16 protein-coding genes and 2 tRNA genes are annotated in these 16,856 nt (G+C 66.6%); 9 read left to right on the top strand and 9 right to left on the bottom strand.

Annotation, left to right across the window (positions count from 1 at the left end; genetic code table 11):
* Window positions 1–153: 153 nt before the first annotated feature.
* From ACHMXB_RS09795 to ACHMXB_RS09785, 3 genes are all read left to right on the top strand, one after another.
* Window positions 154–227, top strand: a tRNA-Met gene (locus tag ACHMXB_RS09795).
* Window positions 228–363: 136 nt separating this feature from the next.
* A tRNA-Met gene (locus tag ACHMXB_RS09790) sits at window positions 364–440 on the top strand.
* A 162-nt stretch (window positions 441–602) separates the two neighbouring features.
* Window positions 603–1,538: a cytochrome b/b6 domain-containing protein gene (locus ACHMXB_RS09785; RefSeq protein WP_395404817.1), complete on the top strand. Its 936-nt coding sequence runs from the start codon at window positions 603–605 to the stop codon at window positions 1,536–1,538.
* Between the two features lie 29 nt (window positions 1,539–1,567).
* On the opposite strand, the gene ACHMXB_RS09780 is transcribed toward ACHMXB_RS09785, so the two are convergent.
* From ACHMXB_RS09780 to ACHMXB_RS09770, 3 genes are all read right to left on the bottom strand, one after another.
* Window positions 1,568–2,992, bottom strand: a complete 1,425-nt coding sequence (locus tag ACHMXB_RS09780) for a cryptochrome/photolyase family protein (protein ID WP_395404815.1) — start codon at window positions 2,990–2,992, stop codon at window positions 1,568–1,570.
* Between the two features lie 91 nt (window positions 2,993–3,083).
* On the bottom strand, window positions 3,084–3,878 hold the full coding sequence (locus tag ACHMXB_RS09775) for a PspA/IM30 family protein (protein ID WP_395404813.1): 795 nt from the start codon (window positions 3,876–3,878) through the stop codon (window positions 3,084–3,086).
* 108 nt (window positions 3,879–3,986) lie between these two features.
* Window positions 3,987–6,059, bottom strand: coding sequence for a TPM domain-containing protein (locus ACHMXB_RS09770; protein ID WP_395404811.1), 2,073 nt, complete (start codon window positions 6,057–6,059; stop codon window positions 3,987–3,989).
* Window positions 6,060–6,367: 308 nt separating this feature from the next.
* On the opposite strand from ACHMXB_RS09770, the gene ACHMXB_RS09765 reads away from it, so the two are divergent.
* The 4 genes from ACHMXB_RS09765 (at window position 6,368) to ACHMXB_RS09750 (ending at window position 10,742) form a co-directional block, all read left to right on the top strand.
* Complete coding sequence (locus tag ACHMXB_RS09765) at window positions 6,368–7,951, top strand: S1C family serine protease (protein WP_395404809.1); 1,584 nt, start codon at window positions 6,368–6,370, stop codon at window positions 7,949–7,951.
* A 238-nt stretch (window positions 7,952–8,189) separates the two neighbouring features.
* Window positions 8,190–8,990: an electron transfer flavoprotein subunit beta/FixA family protein gene (locus ACHMXB_RS09760; RefSeq protein WP_395405223.1), complete on the top strand. Its 801-nt coding sequence runs from the start codon at window positions 8,190–8,192 to the stop codon at window positions 8,988–8,990.
* 14 nt (window positions 8,991–9,004) lie between these two features.
* Entirely contained in the window at window positions 9,005–9,958 is a 954-nt protein-coding gene (locus ACHMXB_RS09755) for an electron transfer flavoprotein subunit alpha/FixB family protein (RefSeq protein WP_395404807.1), read from the top strand.
* A 4-nt stretch (window positions 9,959–9,962) separates the two neighbouring features.
* Window positions 9,963–10,742: a PIG-L deacetylase family protein gene (locus ACHMXB_RS09750; RefSeq protein WP_395404805.1), complete on the top strand. Its 780-nt coding sequence runs from the start codon at window positions 9,963–9,965 to the stop codon at window positions 10,740–10,742.
* A 20-nt stretch (window positions 10,743–10,762) separates the two neighbouring features.
* Here ACHMXB_RS09750 and ACHMXB_RS09745 read toward each other — a convergent pair whose 3' ends face one another.
* The 5 genes from ACHMXB_RS09745 to ACHMXB_RS09725 all read right to left on the bottom strand — a co-directional run bounded on the left by ACHMXB_RS09745 (window position 10,763) and on the right by ACHMXB_RS09725 (window position 14,777).
* On the bottom strand, window positions 10,763–11,536 hold the full coding sequence (locus tag ACHMXB_RS09745; RefSeq protein WP_395404803.1) for a MerR family transcriptional regulator: 774 nt from the start codon (window positions 11,534–11,536) through the stop codon (window positions 10,763–10,765).
* A gap of 54 nt (window positions 11,537–11,590) precedes the next feature.
* Complete coding sequence (locus ACHMXB_RS09740) at window positions 11,591–12,481, bottom strand: anti-sigma factor domain-containing protein (protein ID WP_395404801.1); 891 nt, start codon at window positions 12,479–12,481, stop codon at window positions 11,591–11,593.
* A 2-nt stretch (window positions 12,482–12,483) separates the two neighbouring features.
* Window positions 12,484–13,089 carry a sigma-70 family RNA polymerase sigma factor gene (locus ACHMXB_RS09735; protein WP_395404799.1) on the bottom strand — a complete coding sequence of 202 codons (606 nt, stop codon included), beginning with the start codon at window positions 13,087–13,089 and terminating at the stop codon, window positions 12,484–12,486.
* Window positions 13,090–13,305: 216 nt separating this feature from the next.
* The gene (locus tag ACHMXB_RS09730; protein ID WP_395404797.1) at window positions 13,306–13,773 is read right to left on the bottom strand and encodes a tRNA (cytidine(34)-2'-O)-methyltransferase; all 468 of its coding nucleotides are present in this window, start codon (window positions 13,771–13,773) and stop codon (window positions 13,306–13,308) included.
* Window positions 13,774–13,832: 59 nt separating this feature from the next.
* Window positions 13,833–14,777 (bottom strand): J domain-containing protein, encoded by a 945-nt coding sequence (locus tag ACHMXB_RS09725; RefSeq protein WP_395404795.1) that lies wholly within the window; start codon window positions 14,775–14,777, stop codon window positions 13,833–13,835.
* A 160-nt stretch (window positions 14,778–14,937) separates the two neighbouring features.
* Here ACHMXB_RS09725 and ACHMXB_RS09720 point away from each other — a divergent pair, with 160 nt between their 5' ends.
* Window positions 14,938–15,633: a hypothetical protein gene (locus ACHMXB_RS09720; RefSeq protein WP_395404793.1), complete on the top strand. Its 696-nt coding sequence runs from the start codon at window positions 14,938–14,940 to the stop codon at window positions 15,631–15,633.
* Here ACHMXB_RS09720 and ACHMXB_RS09715 read toward each other — a convergent pair.
* A complete protein-coding gene (locus ACHMXB_RS09715; RefSeq protein ID WP_395404791.1) occupies window positions 15,603–16,049 on the bottom strand; it encodes a hypothetical protein in 447 nt (148 codons plus the stop codon). The genes ACHMXB_RS09720 and ACHMXB_RS09715 overlap by 31 nt on opposite strands.
* 92 nt (window positions 16,050–16,141) lie before the next feature.
* Between ACHMXB_RS09715 and ACHMXB_RS09710 the strand changes: the two genes are divergently transcribed.
* On the top strand, window positions 16,142–16,831 hold the full coding sequence (locus tag ACHMXB_RS09710) for a helix-turn-helix transcriptional regulator (RefSeq protein ID WP_395404789.1): 690 nt from the start codon (window positions 16,142–16,144) through the stop codon (window positions 16,829–16,831).
* Window positions 16,832–16,856: the final 25 nt, after the last annotated feature.

Below are 16,856 nucleotides of genomic sequence, written 5' to 3'. Positions count from 1 at the left end.
AGCTGAGCAAGTGAAAGGCCGGCCCTCCCCGCGAATCGGATGGGCCGGCCTTTCGCGTTAGATGCGTAGGAGAGGGGCCAGGGTTCCCGAGACGCAGATCACGCCGTCTGGATTTGGCCTCCTGTTCACCGGCCGGTAGAGTAGTTCTTGCGACGCGGGGTGGAGCAGTTCGGTAGCTCGCTGGGCTCATAACCCAGAGGTCACAGGTTCAAATCCTGTCCCCGCAACTGAAGAAAAGGCCCGGATCACCGTATGGTGGTCCGGGTCTTTTCTTGTCTGCGGAGGGCCCTCGGTCCGGCGTGGGCGTCCGAAAACAGCGGTGGTCAAAGCCTCCGCAAAAGTAGGGTATTGTTGGTCAAGCGACGCGGGGTGGAGCAGTTCGGTAGCTCGCTGGGCTCATAACCCAGAGGTCACAGGTTCAAATCCTGTCCCCGCAACCAGAAGGAAGCCCCGGCCACAATGTGGCCGGGGCTTCCTGCATTACCGGAGCATTTGTTCATGTGATCGGGGTTCCTAGTATTCTCTTTCGCAGGGCCCGGAATTCCTGGCCGGCGCGGGGCGCCTACACTGGTCGGTCATTCTCGAGAGGAATGGATAGCTCGATGTCCACAACGAAGAACAAGTCCGGCACTGCCAGGGGCAAGCGCGCCAGGCTGTACTGGGCGGTACCTGCAGCGCTCGTGGCACTGGTGCTGGTGGTGCTCCTCGCAAAGTGGATCACGGGACTGCCCGCCGTTGCCTCCTTCATGGAGGACTACCCCGGACACTCCGAACTTCCCGCCGGCGCCCCCGTCGGCTTCCCGGCCTGGCTGGCCTGGCAGCACTTCCTGAACGCCTTCTTCCTGCTGCTCATCATCCGTTCCGGCTGGCAGGTCCGCACCACCACCCGCCCGAGCGGCTACTGGACCCGGAACAACAAGGGCCTCGTCAAGACCCGGACGGCGCCCACCAAGATCAGCCTGGAGCTCTGGTTCCACCTCACACTCGATGCGCTGTGGATCCTCAACGGGCTCGTCTTTGTGATCCTGCTGTTCGCGACCGGCCAGTGGACACGGATCGTTCCCACATCCTGGGATGTTTTCCCGAACGCCGTCTCGGCCGCCCTGCAGTACGCTTCGCTGAACTGGCCCACGGAGAACGGCTGGGTCAACTACAACGCCCTGCAGCTGCTGACCTACTTCGCCACGGTGTTCATCGCCGCTCCGCTGGCATTCATCACGGGCCTGCGGATGTCCGCCGCGTGGCCCAAAAAGGCCTCCGGGCTGAACAAGGCCTTCCCCATCGAGGCCGCCCGTGCCGTCCACTTCCCGGTGATGATCTACTTCGTGGCCTTCATTGTGGTGCACGTGTTCCTGGTCCTGGCCACGGGCGCGCTCCGCAACCTCAACCATATGTACGGCGGCAGCGACGACGTGAGCTGGGTCGGTTTCTGGTTCTTCGCGGCATCAGTCGCAGCGATGGTTGCGGCATGGTTCCTGGCCCGGCCCCTGTTCCTGCGCCCGATCGCGTCCCTCATGGGCAAGGTCACCAGCCGCTAGCCCGCCGGCGTTGCTGCCCGCCCGGCCGCTCACCTGTCCTTGAGCCGCTGGTACGTGTCCAGCGCCCGTGCCCGGGATTCCTGCAGGCCTACCAGCGGTGTGGGGTAGCCCCGAGCCGCCGTCGGGTTCTTCCACGGCTCGTGCACGCTCCGGTCATCCAAGTCCGCGAGTTCAGGGATGTAGCCGCGCAGGTAACTGCCACCGGCGTCGAACTTCTTGCTTTGCGTGACCGGGTTGAAAATGCGGAAGTAAGGCGACGCGTCCGCGCCTGAGCCCGCCACCCATTGCCAGTTGGCCGGGTTGTTCGCCGCGTCGGCGTCGACCAGGGTGTCCCAGAACCAGGCCTCGCCCACGCGCCAGTCCGCAAGCATGTTCTTCACCAGGAACGACGCCGCAGCCATCCGCACCCTGTTGTGCATCCAGCCGGTCTGCCACAGCTGCCGCATGCCGGCGTCCACCAGGGGATAACCGGTGTGCCCCTGCTGCCAGGCCTCCAGCTCGGCGTCCGACGGCGTTTGCCAGGCAAAGTGGTCGAACTCCTGGCGGTAATTTTGCGTGGCCAGGTCCGGATTTTCGTACAGCAGCTGCCAGCAGAACTCACGCCAGCCGAGCTCGCTGCGGAAGATCCCGACGCCGGCCGGTGCATGGCGTGGGAAGCGTTCCCGGAGGGAATGCCATACACGGAAGGGACTGATCTCTCCGAAGCGCAGGTGCGGTGAGAGGCGGCTGGTGCCCTCGACGCCCGGCAAGTCGCGGCCCCTGCCATAGTCCTCCACGGGACCATCAAGAAAATATTCCAGCCGGTCGTGGGCGCCTTCCTCGCCCGGGGTCCACGTCCCGGCGAGGCCGCCACTCCAGTCCGGCTTGCGGGGGAGGAGCCGCCAACTGTCCAGCCGGTCACCGGCCGGCGGGCGGCCCGACGCTCCGGCTGCCGGCTGCGGCAAGGGGTCCGGGACATCAGCGGGAAGGCGCGGTTCCGCACCGGCCAGGCACGAACGCCAGAACGGTGTGAAGACCTTGTACGGCCCGCCTGAACCCGTGCGAACCGTCCACGGTTCGAACAGCAGGTTTGCCTGGAAGCTGGTGGTCGCAATGCCCTGCCCGGCGGCCCACTCCTCGATGCCTGCGTCGATGTTCTGCTCCGGGTGGTTGTAACGCCGGTTCCAGAACAACTTGCCGGCGCCGGTGTCAGCCGCCAATTCCTCGATGACCGAAGCGGCGCTGCCCCGGCGCAGCAACAGCCGTGACCCGCGCGCGTCGAGGCTGGCGGCGAGGGCGGACAGCGAGTGGTGGAGCCACCACCTCGCTGCGGCGCCCAGCGGGCGGATGCCGGGGGAGTCCTCGTCGAGGATGTACACCACCGTCACCGGATCCGGCAGTGCAGCCGCGGCCGCGAGGGCGGGATTGTCGTCCAGGCGCAGGTCGTCACGTAGCCAGACAATGGTGGGAGCCATGGATTCACGCTACACGTCCCGCAGACGGCAGGGGCCGGGATCCATATGGATCCCGGCCCCGTAGCGGCACACTCAGGCTGGAGTGCCCCGATTACAGCTTGTCGAAGTCCGCCTCGTCAACAGTGGACGACGACGAGGACGTCGCATTGTTCCCGGCCCCAATGGCCGGCTTGGCGTTCCCCGACTTCAGCGCGGCAAGCCGGGCCTCGATCTCGGTCTGCTCGCCGAGGTCCTCAAGCTGGTTGAACTGGGCATCGAGGCTCGAAGCGGCAAGCTCCTGCTGGCCGCGGACTTTGGCTTCCTCGCGCCGGATCTTTTCCTCGAAGCGGCCCACCTCGCTGGTGGGGTCCAGAATGTCGATGCTCTTCAGAGCGTCGTGGACCTGGGACTGCGCGGCCGCGGTCTTGGAGCGGGCCACCAGCTCGTTGCGCTTGCTGGTGAGCTGGTTCAGCTTGCCCTTCATCTGGTCCAGGCCGGTCTTGAGGCGGTCCACCACGTCGGACTGGGAGGCGATATTTGGCTCGGCGGCGCGGGCCTCATTTTCCGATGACATCTGGCGCTGCAGTGCCACCTTGGCCAGGTTGTCGAACTTCTGTGCATCGGCCGCGTTGCCGGCACTGCGGAACTCATCAGCCTTACGGGAGGCCGCCAGGGCCTTGTTGCCCCAGTCCTGCGCGTTCTTGATGTCCTCGTTGTAGTCGTCCTGGAGCATACGCAGGTTTCCGATGGTCTGGGCTACCGCGGACTCGGCTTCGGCAATGTTGTTGGAGTAGTCCCGGACCATCTGGTCCAGCATCTTCTGCGGGTCCTCGGCCTGGTCCAGCAAGGCGTTGATGTTTGCCTTCGCCAGCTGCGCCATGCGGCCGAAAATGGACTGCTTAACCATGGTGTTACCTTTCGTCCTGCTCCGTCTGTGCCACTGAATACAGTGAACTGTTGTTATACCGCTTCTATCCGCCGGCCCGGTGGCCGGGCCGGCGCTGAGTTTTGCCGGTTAGAAACTCCCCGAGTCCCCGCCGCCGAAGTCGCCCCCGCCGAAGTCTCCTCCGCCAAAGTCCCCGCCGAACCCGCCGGAGTCGCCGCCCCAGCCACCGCCGTCGTTGTGTCCGCCGCCCCAGCCGCCGCCGCTGCCGCCGTTGAGGATGGAATTTATGAGGATGCCCCCAAGGATGGCGCCGCCCAGGCCGCCGCCTCCGCCGCCGCCGAACATGCCGCCGCGCCCGTATCCCTGGCCGTATCCTTGGTTGGCGTAGCCGAAACTGTCGACGTCAGACTGTGCCAGCTGGGCCGCCTGGGCAGCCAGCGCATGTGCCTGCTGGGCGTAGGTCAGCGCAGTCACGGGGTCGTTCCGGGAGATGGAGAGCGCGTAGTCGAGGTTGCGCTGGGCCTCCGCCAGTCGGGTCCGGGCCTCGGTGCCAACCCCGCCGCGCCGGGCGGTGATGTAATCGGATGTCGCACTTATCTGTGCCTGGGCCGACATGATGGTCTGCTGCAGCGACGCCTGGGCCCTGCGGGCCTGTTCCTGCTGGTCCCGGATTCCGCCCAGAGCCTGGTCGAGGGCCTGGTGCGCCGACTCCACGCGCTCCAGGGTGGCGACCGGATCAATCTTGCCGCTTTGGATTTCACTCTTCACGCGCGCGAGGGCCGCCTCGACGCCGGCAACAGGCCCCTCAAGCTCCGGATGGGCGCCGGACTGGATCATGGCCCTCGCCTGGGCAAGGTCCTGGGAGGTGTCCACAACAGCTGATTCCAGTCCCTGACGGGCCGAGTCCAGGTTGCCTGCAACCTTGGCGATTGCATCCAGCAGCACGTGCGTCTGGTGCAGGCTCTCCTCCGATGCCCGGACGGCCACGGCTGCGAGGCTTCCCTCTCCGCCCGCGAGCTTTTCACGGGCAGCGGCGCTGGCATTCTGCACGAAGGCCAGCCGTTCCTTGGCCTGGCTGATGTTGTCCGACACCTGGGCCAGCGCGCTGTCCGCGTACTTGCCGCGCAGTTCGGCCAGGGTCTGTTCAGCCCGGGCGATCTTGGCGTCCGCGTCTGCGGCGCCGGTGTCAACTGCTGCGAGGGCCTGCGGCGCGTTCTTCTCGAGTTCGCGCAGCGAGTCGAAGTCGGCCTTCTGCTCCTGCAGCGACGCCAGGGCCGCTTCCGACCTCCTGATGATTTCGCCGAGCCAGCTGCGCTGCTGTTCTTCGGTGTCGGGGATGTGGTCGTCCAGCTGCTGCTGCAGCTTGAACGACTCGGACATGTGCGCTTTTGCCTCCTGGAGCGCCTTGGTGAAGTTGCCTACGGCCGCTTCCCCGTACTGCGCTTCGGCGAAGCCCAGTTCCTGCTCGCTCGACTTGATCGCGTCGTCGGCTTCAATCAGCAGGGAGCCGCTCTTCCGGCGCAGATCGTCGATGCTCATGCCGGCCAGAGGATCGAGCTCCGCGCCCTGCGGGCCGTAGCTTGCGCTGGAGGCCTGTCCGGCCTTCTTGCGCCTGTTGCGCAGATAAAGGTACGTGCCCGCGCCGCCGGCGGCCACGACGCCGGCGCCCACGAGGACGGCCGTGCCTGCACCGGCGCCCGAGGGCACTGTTCCGCTTCCGCCGCCTGCCGCGTCGCCTATGGCGCCTGCAGTATCAATGGCAGCCTGGGCAAAGTCCCTCTTGCCGCCGCCGAGGTTGGCCGCGATGGCGTTCTGCGTGATGGTGGTCCGTTTGGGGTAGATGGCGCTGGAGGTATTGGGCGCGAAGTAGTACCGGCCCTGGTCAGCAGCGATGGCGAGGATCACATCAGCGGGGCCCATACCCTTCTGCTCCGCGACTGCCCTACCCCACGCGGCCGGATCAGAGGGATTTTCGAATGACTTCACGGTGACCACGTACAGGTTGTACTTGTGGTCCTTGAGGAGCTTCTGGATGGAGTCCTCGACTTCGCCCTTGCGGCTGCCGAGCACATTCGCGTCGTCGACAATGTTTTGGCCGGAGGGGATGGTTACCGGCTCGTCCGCCCAGGCTGCCGCGGCCGGAACCGCCAGCATTCCTGTCAGGCCGATCACGGCGAGAACACGTTTCAACATTGACCGCATGGCAACCCTTCAGCACGCCGCGGCTGGTTCGGGACGAACAGCCGTCATAGAATGCAGCAGCGCCCCCACGCCGGGTGTAAAGCCGCAGGTCGCTGTGGCAATTCTTCTTGATTCTATGGTGCACCAGCGGGAGCGTCCACGGAGGGGAATATGCCACCAGCGAAAAGCGCTGGAGACCTTGGTGGCTGACCCGAACACTGGTCAGGAACGCCGTTCCGGAGGCCATTCAGGAACCTCCCAGCAAACGTCCGTTTTAGTTTCAGTCGGATCGTCCATAGTTAATAGAGACGAGGATGAAAGGAAGTCCAATGACTGAGCACCCAGTACCGGGCGCAGCACCTGAGAATCGAGATCCTTCAGGGCGGCCTGTTGATCCGACCCTTCGGCCTGAGCCCGCCGAGGGTCTCCAGCCTCCCGCGCACCAGGACGGCGAGCATCGCACCGCCAACGATTCCGAAAACCCCACGGTGCGCCTGGATTCCGAAAGGAACCCCACCATGCCGCTGTACAGGCCCGCGCAGGACCCAAACCAGCAGCAGCGTTCCAGCGGTCCGCACCCCGTCTACCCGCAGCATGCCCCCTTCTACGGGCAGCAGCCGGCACCGGCTACCCAGCCGATCGGTACCCAGTACTCCCAGCACAACCCGCATTCCGCGTTCCAGGACACCCGTGCCAGCCAGCCCAAGCGCAAGGCAACCTTCGGTGTGGGGACCCTCGTAGCCAGTATCCTCGCCGCAGGCCTCGTGGGCGGCGGTGTTGCAACCGTTGGCTCCGGCAACCTGTTCGACGCCGGAGGCGCCGCACCGGCCGTCAGCTCCGGCAGCCAGCCCGGCACCGTCATCGTGAACAACCAGGACTCGGTCAACGAGATCACGGCCGCGGCCGTCAAGGCGTCACCGAGCGTTGTGACCATCAAGGCCACCAGCGGCAGCGACGGCGGCACGGGCTCGGGGATCATCCTCGACGACCAGGGCCACATCCTCACCAACACCCACGTGGTGACGCTCGACGGCGCCACCGCCAACGCGGAAATTCAGGTCCGCACGAACGACGGCCGCGTCCTCACCGCCAAGGTGGTTGGCACCGACCCGCTCTCCGACCTCGCGGTGATCAAGGTGGACAACCCGTCCGGGCTCACGCCGGCAGCCCTGGGTGATTCCAGCAAGCTGAACGTCGGGGACACGGCCGTTGCCATCGGTTCGCCGCTGGGCCTCACCGGCACGGTGACGGACGGCATCGTTTCCACGCTGAACAGGACCATCAGCGTTGCGTCCTCGGCAGCTCCGAAGCAGGGTACGGATAACTCCCAGGGCGGCGACCAGGGCTTCGAATTCGCTCCTCCGGGCCAGGGGCAGGGGCAGAGCTCGGCCAGCAAGGGATCGATCGCCATCAACGTCATCCAGACGGATGCGGCCATCAACCCCGGCAACTCCGGTGGTGCCCTGGTGAACAGCAAGGGTGAAGTGATCGGCGTCAACGTCGCGATCGCCTCCGCCGGCGGCGGCTCCGCTGCAAGCGGAACAGGCAACATCGGCGTGGGCTTCAGCATCCCGATCAACAGTGCAAGGCGCGTGGCGCAGGAAATCATCGACAACGGAAAGGCCACGCACGGCCAGCTCGGCGTGAGTGTCCAGGCGAAGTCGTCCTCGGACGCCGGCTTCTCGACGGGTGCCGATGTGGCCTCGGTGGAGCAGGGCTCCGCGGCGGCCAAGGCAGGGATCAAAGCGGGCGACGTGGTGACGCGCTTCAACGACCTTGCGATCAGTGACCCGAACCAGCTGACCGCAGCCGTCCGCGAGCAGCCATCCGGCTCGTCGGTGAAGATCACGGTCCTGCGCAACAACCGTGAGCAGCAGCTGGACGTCACGCTCGGCGCAGCAGCAGAGCAATAGGCAGCAGAGCAGTAACTGCGCCAAGCACGACGGCGGGCCGCACCTCGGGGTGCGGCCCGCCGTCGTTGTGCCTGCTTCTGACGCAGGCCTTTGACACAGGCGTTAACGGGACGTCATACGACGGGCCCAATATGGTTAGCTAGGAGCTACCCGTATCCCGGGCGTTCCACGGCCACGACCTCACCCGGCTGGCTATCCACAAGCACGGAAGGCTGCTGTAAACACAGTGGAAGAGACATTGAAGATCGTCGTCCTGGTCAAGCATGTGCCGGACGCCCAGTTCGACCGGCACCTCAGCGGCGAGGGCCACACCACGGACCGCGACGAAAGCATCCTGTCTGAACTGGATGAGTACGCCCTGGAGGCCGCGCTGCAGCTGGCCGAAGCCCGCGGCGGTGCCAAGGCCGGCAACAAGGTCATCGCGTTGAGCATGGGACCGGCCGGCGCCGTCAACGCCATCAAAAAGTCCCTGCAGATCGGTGCCACCGAGGGTGTGCACCTCACCGACGCGGCCCTCGCCGGCTCGGACGCTGCGGCAACCTCCCTGGCGCTCGCAGCCGCCGTCCGCCACCTCGGCGCGGACGCCCCCGTGGACCTCGTGCTGACCGGCATGGCCTCCACCGACGGCGAGACCTCCCTGGTGCCCGCGCAGCTGGCCGAGCGCCTGGGTCTTCCGCAGGTTACGTTCGCCTCCTCCCTCGACGTCGACGGCGGACGTGTCTCGGCACGCCGTGATGCGGACACCCACTCGGAGACGGTTGAGGCCTCGCTGCCTGCAGTGGTTTCCGTGACGGACCAGATCAACGAGCCGCGCTACCCGAACTTCAAGGGCATCATCGCGGCCAAGCGTAAGAGCATCACCACCCTGTCCCTGGCTGACATCGGAGTGGAATCCTCCCAGGTAGGCCACGCTGGATCCTGGACCCGCGTGACGGCGGCGGAGGAACGCCCGCCCCGCACTGCCGGCACCATCATCACGGACGAAGGCGACGCCGGCATCAAGCTGGTTGACTTCCTCGCCGCCCAGAAGCTGCTCTAAGGGGACTCCACAACATGGCAAACGTACTGGTATTCATTGACAACCCCGGGCAGGCTCTCAAGAAGAGCAGCCTGGAACTCCTCACCATCGCCCGCTCCCTCGGAGAGACTGCCGTGGCGGTCAACGGCGAACTGTCCGACGACGCCGCCGGCACCCTGGGCGCCTACGGTGCTGCCGCCGTCTTCCGTCCGTCCGCAGCGGACCTTGACGATTACCTTGTCGCGCCGAAGGCCGCCTTTCTGGCTGCCGTAGCGGACAAGTCCGGTGCCACCACCGTCCTGCTTGAGAACTCGCCTGAGGGCAAGGAAATCGCGGCCAGGCTCGGCATCCGGCTGAGCGCCGGCGTCATCACCGACGTCGTCGCGGTCGACGCCGACGGCACCGCCCACAAGTCGGTGCTGGCCGGCTCGTACACCACAACGGCGAAGGCGACGACTGCGGTCACCGTGCTGTCCGTGAAGGCCAACACCGTGGACCCCGAACCCGCGACGGCTCCCGGCGCACCCGAAACGCTCACTGTTGATGTCCCCGCCGACGCAACCGCCGCGGCGGCCCGCATCACCTCCCGGGAACAGAAGGTCGCCAGCGGCCGCCCTGACCTCACGGACGCACGCATCGTGGTGGCCGGCGGACGCGGCCTTGACGGCGACTTCGGCCCCGTGGAGGAACTGGCTGACGCCCTGGGTGCGGCCGTGGGCGCCTCCCGCGCGGCAACCGACGCCGGCTGGATCAACCACGACGCCCAGGTCGGCCAGACCGGCAAGACCGTCTCGCCGCAGCTGTACATCTCGGCCGGCATCTCCGGCGCCATCCAGCAGAAGGCGGGCATGCAGACCGCCAAGGTGATCGTTGCCGTGAACAAGGACGCGGAATCGCCCGTGTTCGAAATCGCGGACTTCGGCATCATCGGCGATCTTTTCCAGGTGCTGCCGCAGGCGACTGAAGAGATCAAGAAGCGCAAGGGCTGAAGCCTTGACCCCCAACGCTGCACCAGCGCAGAGCCCGTTCAATCCGGAACAGCACCGGATTGAGCGGGTGCTCTGTTTCTCGGCACATCCCGACGACATCGATTTCGGCGCCGCCGGCACCATCGCCGCGTGGACGGCGGCCGGCGTCCAGGTCAGCTACTGCATCATGACCGACGGCGACGCGGGCGGCTTCGACCCTGCGCAGCGCGCCGAGATCATCGCCCTCCGGGCGGCCGAGCAGGAGCGCGCCGCGGCCCTCGTCGGCGTCACGGACATCCACTACCTGCACCAGCGGGACGGATACCTTGAACCGAACCATGAGGTGATGCGCGGAGTGGTGAAGCTGATCCGTGAACTCCGGCCCGACGTCGTGCTTTCCATGCATCCGGAGCGCAACTGGAAGCGCATCCAGAAGAGCCATCCGGACCACCTGGCCGTGGGGGAGGCGGTGACCCGTGCCATCTACCCTGCAGTGGAAAACCCGTTCGCGTACCCTGACCTTGCCGAGGCCGGCCTCGAGGCCTTCAAACTTCCGTGGCTGTGGCTCTACGCCGGTCCGGAGGAGCGCGAGAACCACTTTGTGGACGTCACGGACCATGTGGAAAGCAAGCTCGAGGCGATCCACGTCCACGTCAGCCAGCATCCCGACGCCGAGGCCATGGAGGCCACCGTCAGGCGCGGCCTGCAGGCGAACGCCGAACGCTCCGGCCTCCCCACCGGCCGGAGCGCCGAGGCGTTCCACGTGGTCATGGTCAATGGGCCCGGGACGATCGCCGGCTTCTAGCCTGCCCTCTTACCTGGGTGTCAGCCGGCGGCCGGGCGGAGCTGCGACGCCGCGTAGACCTTGATCCCCTCCAGCAGATAGGAGGCGAGGCCTGCGCGGCTCTTGTCGTAGAAGGCGGTGAACCGCGGGTCCTCCACGTACATCCGGCCCAGTCCCACGTAGCTGTCGGCATCCGGCGTCCAGCTGACGCAGATCCACCGGTAATGGCGTTCGACGGCGGCCTGCACGCGGGCGTCGTCCGCCGGCAGACCGGCGTCCAGGCACCGGGCCAGCTCCTCGTTGATCGCCCCGGACTCGGCCAAAAAGGCTTCCTTGTCCGCCGCGCTGAGGGCGGCGTGCCGCGCCTTGCTGTCCTCGACTGCCTTATCGCCCCACCGCTGGCGGGCCTCCTCCTCGTAGGGGTTGGTGTGAAAGTCCTTGAAAATTTCCTCGCCTGACATGGCGTCTCCTCGCTGCAGTGCCGATATGGTGGCGCCGACGGTCCTGGCCATGCGGTCCAGGCGGTCGCGCTCGGCCAGCAGCCATTTCCGGTGCACGCTCAGTGCATCCAGTTGGTCTGCCTGGCCGTCCAGAACCTGGCCTATGGTTTCCAGACCAAGGCCAAGTTCGCGGAGAAGCAGGATCCGCTGAAGACGCAGCAGTTCAGGCTGCGTGTAGTAGCGGTAGCGGTTGTGCCCGGTGTAGGCAGGCGGCAGCAACCCCACCTGGTCGTAATGCCGGAGGGTCCTGGACGAGACCCTGCTCAGCTTCGCCAGTTCGGCGATGGACCAGCTCCGGAGTTCTTCCTGTTTCATGCCTCCAGCGTAGAAGTTGACGCAACGTCAACGTCAAGCGTCCGATGCCGAGCGTCAGGTGTTCAGCGGTGCGGCAGCCACGGTGGGAAGCGTCGGGGTCGCCGATCCGCCGACGGGCTCGACCGTGATGCCGAGCGAGGCCGCGGAGCCGATGCCCTTGACCAGGGCCGGCTTCGACAATGCCTCCGCATCCATCAGGCCCTGCGAGACGGGGGTGGAGCCGTCCTTGGGAATCAGCCACATCTGGTAGACCTTGCCCGCGGGCGGCGGCGGCACATCCTTCATCCGCACCACCAGCGCATCATGCGACGGTGAGATCGAAACCGTCGCCGTCCCTCCGCCATTGACGTCGACAGTCGCCTGCCGCGCGTCCTGTGCTTCGATGACCTGGTTGAAGGGATCGTTCTGGTTGGCCACGTAGGCCCCGACCCCGACACCGCCCAGCGCGATCACGGCAGCAGCCGCAACACCGATCAGCCAGTTACGGAGCCCGGACGTCCGGCGTCGTACTTCACGGCGCTGGCGTGCCGCGGAAAGTTCGTCTGCAGCGGCGGCCGGCTCAGCCGCAGGCGGGGCAGCCGACGCACCGGCGACGATGGTTTCCGCCGTAGCGGCATGTGCCCTGGCCGGCCCCGCCGCCGGGGCAGCAGCGGGGAGCTGCGCGGCGATCCGGGCGAACAGGTCCGCAGGAGGCTCCTCCTCGGCCGTAAAGGACATGGCCAGAGTCTCCCTGGCCTGGCGGACACGGTCGTTGAAGGACTGGCGTTCAGCCTCGGGAGCGCCGCTGACGTAGGCGTCGATGGCCTCCCGCTCAGCGTCGCTGATGGCGTCCAGGGCGTAAATTTCGGCGAGTTCCACTGCCCGGCCCGCCGCAAGGTCGGTGGAAATATCGGCAGCAAATGCCCTGGGCAGCTGGCGCCCGCGGGAATCATTCGTATCGGTCATTGTCAGCTCACCCCCAGGCAGGTCTTGAGTCGGATCAGTCCGTCGCGGATGCGGGACTTAATGGTCGGAATGGCCGCGTTCAGCTTTTCAGCCACTTCGCGGTAGGTGAGGCCGCCGTAATAGGCGAGCCGGACGGATTCCTGCTGAGTCTCGGTCAGGGTCTCCAGGCAGCGCACCACGGCTTCGGCCTCCAGCCGGCTGTCCACCTCGTCTGACACCGAGTCATGGTCGATGTCCTGGCTGTTGGCGCCGTACCTGGCCTCACGGTCGCTCGCGGACTGCGAGGACCGGACCTTGTCCACGGCCCTGCGGTGCGAGATGGTCATGAGCCAGGCCAGCGGACTTCCGCTCGCCGGATGGAACCTGGCGGCGTTTTGCCAGACCTGCAGGAAGACCTCCTGTGTGGTGTCCTCGCTGAGCTCCGGGTCGATCAGCACCCGGCGCGCCATGCCGAACACCCGCCGCGACGTCAGCCGGTAGAACTCGGCGAAGGACGCCTGGTCGCCGTCGGCAATCCGCTCCAGCAGCTGTGCCAGCTGCTGGTTAAGGTCGACGGCGGTGCCGGGCGGCGCGGGGGCGTCAAAGTTCGGCGCGTTGGGAGTTTCCATCACCCTCAAGCATAGGTTGCCTGCCGGCGGGTGCTGCACACGGGTTTGGGTTATGGCAGCATCATGCCGGGCAAAAAGGAACGCCGCGTTGCCCGGTTGGAGTGTTTTCACCTGCCGCTCCTTACGCCCTGTGGATGTGCGCGCCCTTTGGACGTGCTCAGGAGGGATTCGGTGCGGCACCGGCTTTGGATGGGTGCCCGTGCGCGTGGGCTGCGCTCAGAGCTGTGCGCCGGTGAAACCCTGCTGGCGCCAGGCCTCGTAGACGGCGATGGATGCCGCGTTTGCCAGGTTCAGAGATCGCAGCGACGGCAGCATGGGCAGGCGGACCCGGGACGTGACGTGGGGATCACGCTTCACGTCGTCCGGCAGGCCCACCGACTCCGGGCCGAACAGCAGGACATCGCCGGGCCTGTAGGCGATGTCCGTGTAGGACACCTCGCCGTCGGAGGTGAAGGCGAAGACGCGCTCCGGCTGCAGGGCCTCCCAGGCGGCCTCGATGCTGGCATGGACCGTGACCACTGCAAGGTCGTGGTAGTCCAGGCCGGCACGGCGGAGCTTGGCATCGGAGAAGTCGAAGCCCAAAGGCTCCACGAGGTGGAGTTCGGCGCCGGTGATGGCGGCGAGACGGATGGCGTTGCCCGTATTGCCGGGAATTTCGGGCGTGTGGAAGAGGATGCGGAACACGGTTCAATCCTAGCGTCGGAAAATCGGGCACTCCTCGGGTTGGACCTCAGTGCGTGGCTTTAGTGCATGCCCCTGAGCAGCCTGGCGAGCACCTGGACATTGACCGTGTTCGGCGCAGGACCGGAGGACAGGAAATCCTCGAGCCCGCGGGCCAGCCCGGCGGCGTTGACCACCTGCACCACCTCGGAGCCGCCGCGGGAGCGGCGGTGGCGGTCGATGACGGGTTCGTGGAGGTTGCCGTCCGGGCTGTGGACCACGGTCCACCCGGTCACGTTGAGCTCGGGAAAAATGTCCTGCATCTGCCAGACCACGTGGGCCAGCTGCGGCGGGGCGACCGACCTGCCGCCGTGATTGAGCGTGTTCCCGTCCCAGGCGTAGGCCCCCTTGGGCAGCAGCATGGACCCGATCAGCGCAAGCCGGTAGCCCGAGAGCAGCGCGTGGTCAATGTGGCTGTTGTCCGCCGGGGACTGCAGCCCGTTGATCAGGCGCGCCGCAGGGATCGCCGGCAGGACCTGCCTGCTGATCAGCTGTACCGTGCGCAGCTCGCGCTGGATCCTGGCTTCAGCGCCGAAGATGCCGCGCTTCCTGGGCATGCCGTGGACCTGCTGGCTGGCCAGCTCCTGCGGGAGCAGCGGAACGGCGCCCGGCGTGTCAAAGGGCGGCACATAGACAGGGGCATCGCCGGAGGTGTTCCTGGGCGTTCCCGGCTTGTGGATGGTCGCTGAAGCGTGGCTGCCGGCGGCCGGGGCGTCGAAGTGCGCTTCGTCGCCATCTGCTCGGCTCCGGCGCGGGCCGGCCGCGTAGGAGCGGTCATAAGCGGCCCGCCGCTGGGGATCGATGAGCGTCTCATATGCAAGGGTCACCTGCCGGAACGCCGCGGCGTCGCCGCCGTGATCGGGATGCGAAACGCGGGCAGCCTTGCGGTAGGCCACCTTGATCTCGCGTTCCGTCGCGGTCACCGCCACGCGGAGCACTTCGTAGTGGGAACTGCTGCCCTTGGTCAAGCATGGTCCTTAAGTCGTTGTTGCCGGCGTGCATGCGCGGTCCGGTGTGCCAAGCATATAAGCCGGTCTTGGCGGTCTTCTGGAACAACGACCGCAGCAGGGTTACGGGTTCCCGCCGGTGGAAACGCTGGGGGAACGCAGGGCGTCTAGACTTTTTGGAATGGGAGTTCGGACAGGTCGCGGTGATGCCCGGCGCATGCACGTGGTGCTGGCAGCCGCCGCGGCCGCTGCCCTTCTCGGCGGTTGCAGTGTGGGTGTGCCGGATCCGGCTGCTCCGAGTAGCCGGCCTGTCAGCAGCGGACCGGGCACGCCGACTATTACCCCCGGACACGATGCCGGTGCCGTGGCCGCCCGCGACATGCCGTTCGCGGCAGGGGCCACGCTGGCACACGGGGTTCCCGTCGGGCTGACGGAGGACCTGGCCAAAGCGCCCCAATGGAAACAGGTGGTCAGTAACGCCGGTGGCGCCAGCCGCTATCAAAAATCCGACGGCTGCCAGGCGGCGGCCGAGGTGCGCCAGAACCAGTGGCCCCTGGTGGCGGCTGATGACAGGGCATCGACGGCGGCGCTGTTTGCCTATCTGGACCCCACTGTCCTGCCCACTTATTTGAAGCCGGCGTCGCTGCGGTGGGGCGGTGAGCGGGGCAAGCCGGGGCCGGCCGTGGACGTACTGGTTCTGGAACGCGCCGCCAAGCCAGCAGGTCAGAAAGCCGGCCGGGCCACCGCGGTGCTGGCCCGGGTTTTCGGTACGGCCGGCTCGTCCGTGTATGTGTCGGCATCGTGCCCGACGGCGGCGGCGCTCGCCGCCGCCCGGGCAGACATTACTCAGTGGCTGACGGTGGTTCCGCCGGGCTGATGAGCCGCTGCGGCGGTGGCCAGCCGATTGAGGGCCAGCGCACCCACGAACAGGCCGAAGTCGCGCAGGGCGACGTCGTAATAGGCCCCGAGGATGAGCAGGTTCACGATGATCCCCAGGAGCCAGCCAGCCACGACGAGCGACCCGATCCGCGGCCGCACGGCTACCAGGATTCCCGCGATGATCTCGACGACGCCGACGGCGTACATCACCGTCTGCCCCGGCAGGTGCAAGGTATCCGGAACTATCGGTGCGAGGTAGCCGGTCCAGTCGGTCAGGAGGTTGGTGAACTTGTCCAGGCCGAACAGGACGGGGGCGACGGTGAATACGGTGCGCAGTAGCAGGAACGACTGGCGGGCGGGATCCGCTCCGAGCGTTCGCGGACTTGCGGACTCCTTGAGTGCCGTAGTTTTCATGGCAAACTCCTTTCTAAAAGTAGATAACTTGATTTTAGAACCGCCGATCCCTCTTTAGCAACGGATCTTGATTTTAGAGTTACGCTGGACCCATGAGCAGTCCAGCTGAGAACCGCGAATCCAAGCCAGCTCTTTCGTGGACGGGCCGCCTGGCGGCCCTGGCCTCGCTGGGCGACGCCAGCCGGCGGCGCCTTTTTGAGTACGTCACCGGGCAGCCGTCCGCGGTGGGGCGGGACGACGCTGCTGCTGCGCTGGCCATGCCCAGGTCTACGGCCTCCTTCCACCTGGACAGGCTGGTCCGCGACGGATTGCTCGCCGTCGAGTTCCGCAAGCTCGGCGGAAAGGCCGGCCCGGGGTCGGGCCGCCCCGCGAAGCTGTACCGCCCGGCGCTGGAAGAAGTGGGTGCGTCGGTACCGGACCGGAGCTACGACCTGGCCGGTGAGCTGATGGCCACCGCGATTGAATCCTCCATGGCCGGCGGGGGAGGGGTGCATGAGGCACTGGCTGACGCGTCCTACTCCCGTGGCCATGCCCTGGGTGGAAGCGGATCATCCCTGGATGAGGTGCTGGGGCGCATTGGCTATATGCCCGAACAGGACGCGGATGGCGGCACCGTCCTGATGAACTGCCCCTTCCACCGACTCGCTGACGGGCACGCGGACGTGGTGTGTGCCATGAACGGGGCGTTTTTGAGTGGCGCGGCGGCTGCCTGCGGGGTGCCGGAGGAGAAAGTGGTGGAGGACCGGACGGCCGGGCGCTGCTGCGCCAGGATAAGGCCCTGAGACGGCTGAAACGCGGCGGCGTCTA

Origin of the sequence: Arthrobacter sp. UC242_113, from assembly GCF_044054585.1 — a bacterium.
Lineage (GTDB): Bacteria > Actinomycetota > Actinomycetes > Actinomycetales > Micrococcaceae > Arthrobacter.
Note: the sequence above shows the minus strand (reverse complement) of the source record. Positions and strands in the feature narration are given on the sequence as shown.

Excerpts from the sequence above, each read along its gene's own strand:
- ACHMXB_RS09785 (WP_395404817.1), top strand. The coding sequence starts at position 603 with ATGTCCACAACGAAGAACAAGTCCGGCACTGCCAGGGGCAAGCGCGCC.
- ACHMXB_RS09780 (WP_395404815.1), bottom strand. The coding sequence starts at position 2,992 with ATGGCTCCCACCATTGTCTGGCTACGTGACGACCTGCGCCTGGACGAC.
- ACHMXB_RS09775 (WP_395404813.1), bottom strand. The coding sequence starts at position 3,878 with ATGGTTAAGCAGTCCATTTTCGGCCGCATGGCGCAGCTGGCGAAGGCA.
- ACHMXB_RS09770 (WP_395404811.1), bottom strand. The coding sequence starts at position 6,059 with ATGCGGTCAATGTTGAAACGTGTTCTCGCCGTGATCGGCCTGACAGGA.
- ACHMXB_RS09765 (WP_395404809.1), top strand. The coding sequence starts at position 6,368 with ATGACTGAGCACCCAGTACCGGGCGCAGCACCTGAGAATCGAGATCCT.
- ACHMXB_RS09755 (WP_395404807.1), top strand. The coding sequence starts at position 9,005 with ATGGCAAACGTACTGGTATTCATTGACAACCCCGGGCAGGCTCTCAAG.
- ACHMXB_RS09745 (WP_395404803.1), bottom strand. The coding sequence starts at position 11,536 with ATGAAACAGGAAGAACTCCGGAGCTGGTCCATCGCCGAACTGGCGAAG.
- ACHMXB_RS09740 (WP_395404801.1), bottom strand. The coding sequence starts at position 12,481 with ATGACCGATACGAATGATTCCCGCGGGCGCCAGCTGCCCAGGGCATTT.
- ACHMXB_RS09735 (WP_395404799.1), bottom strand. The coding sequence starts at position 13,089 with ATGGAAACTCCCAACGCGCCGAACTTTGACGCCCCCGCGCCGCCCGGC.
- ACHMXB_RS09720 (WP_395404793.1), top strand. The coding sequence starts at position 14,938 with ATGGGAGTTCGGACAGGTCGCGGTGATGCCCGGCGCATGCACGTGGTG.
- ACHMXB_RS09715 (WP_395404791.1), bottom strand. The coding sequence starts at position 16,049 with ATGAAAACTACGGCACTCAAGGAGTCCGCAAGTCCGCGAACGCTCGGA.
- ACHMXB_RS09710 (WP_395404789.1), top strand. The coding sequence starts at position 16,142 with ATGAGCAGTCCAGCTGAGAACCGCGAATCCAAGCCAGCTCTTTCGTGG.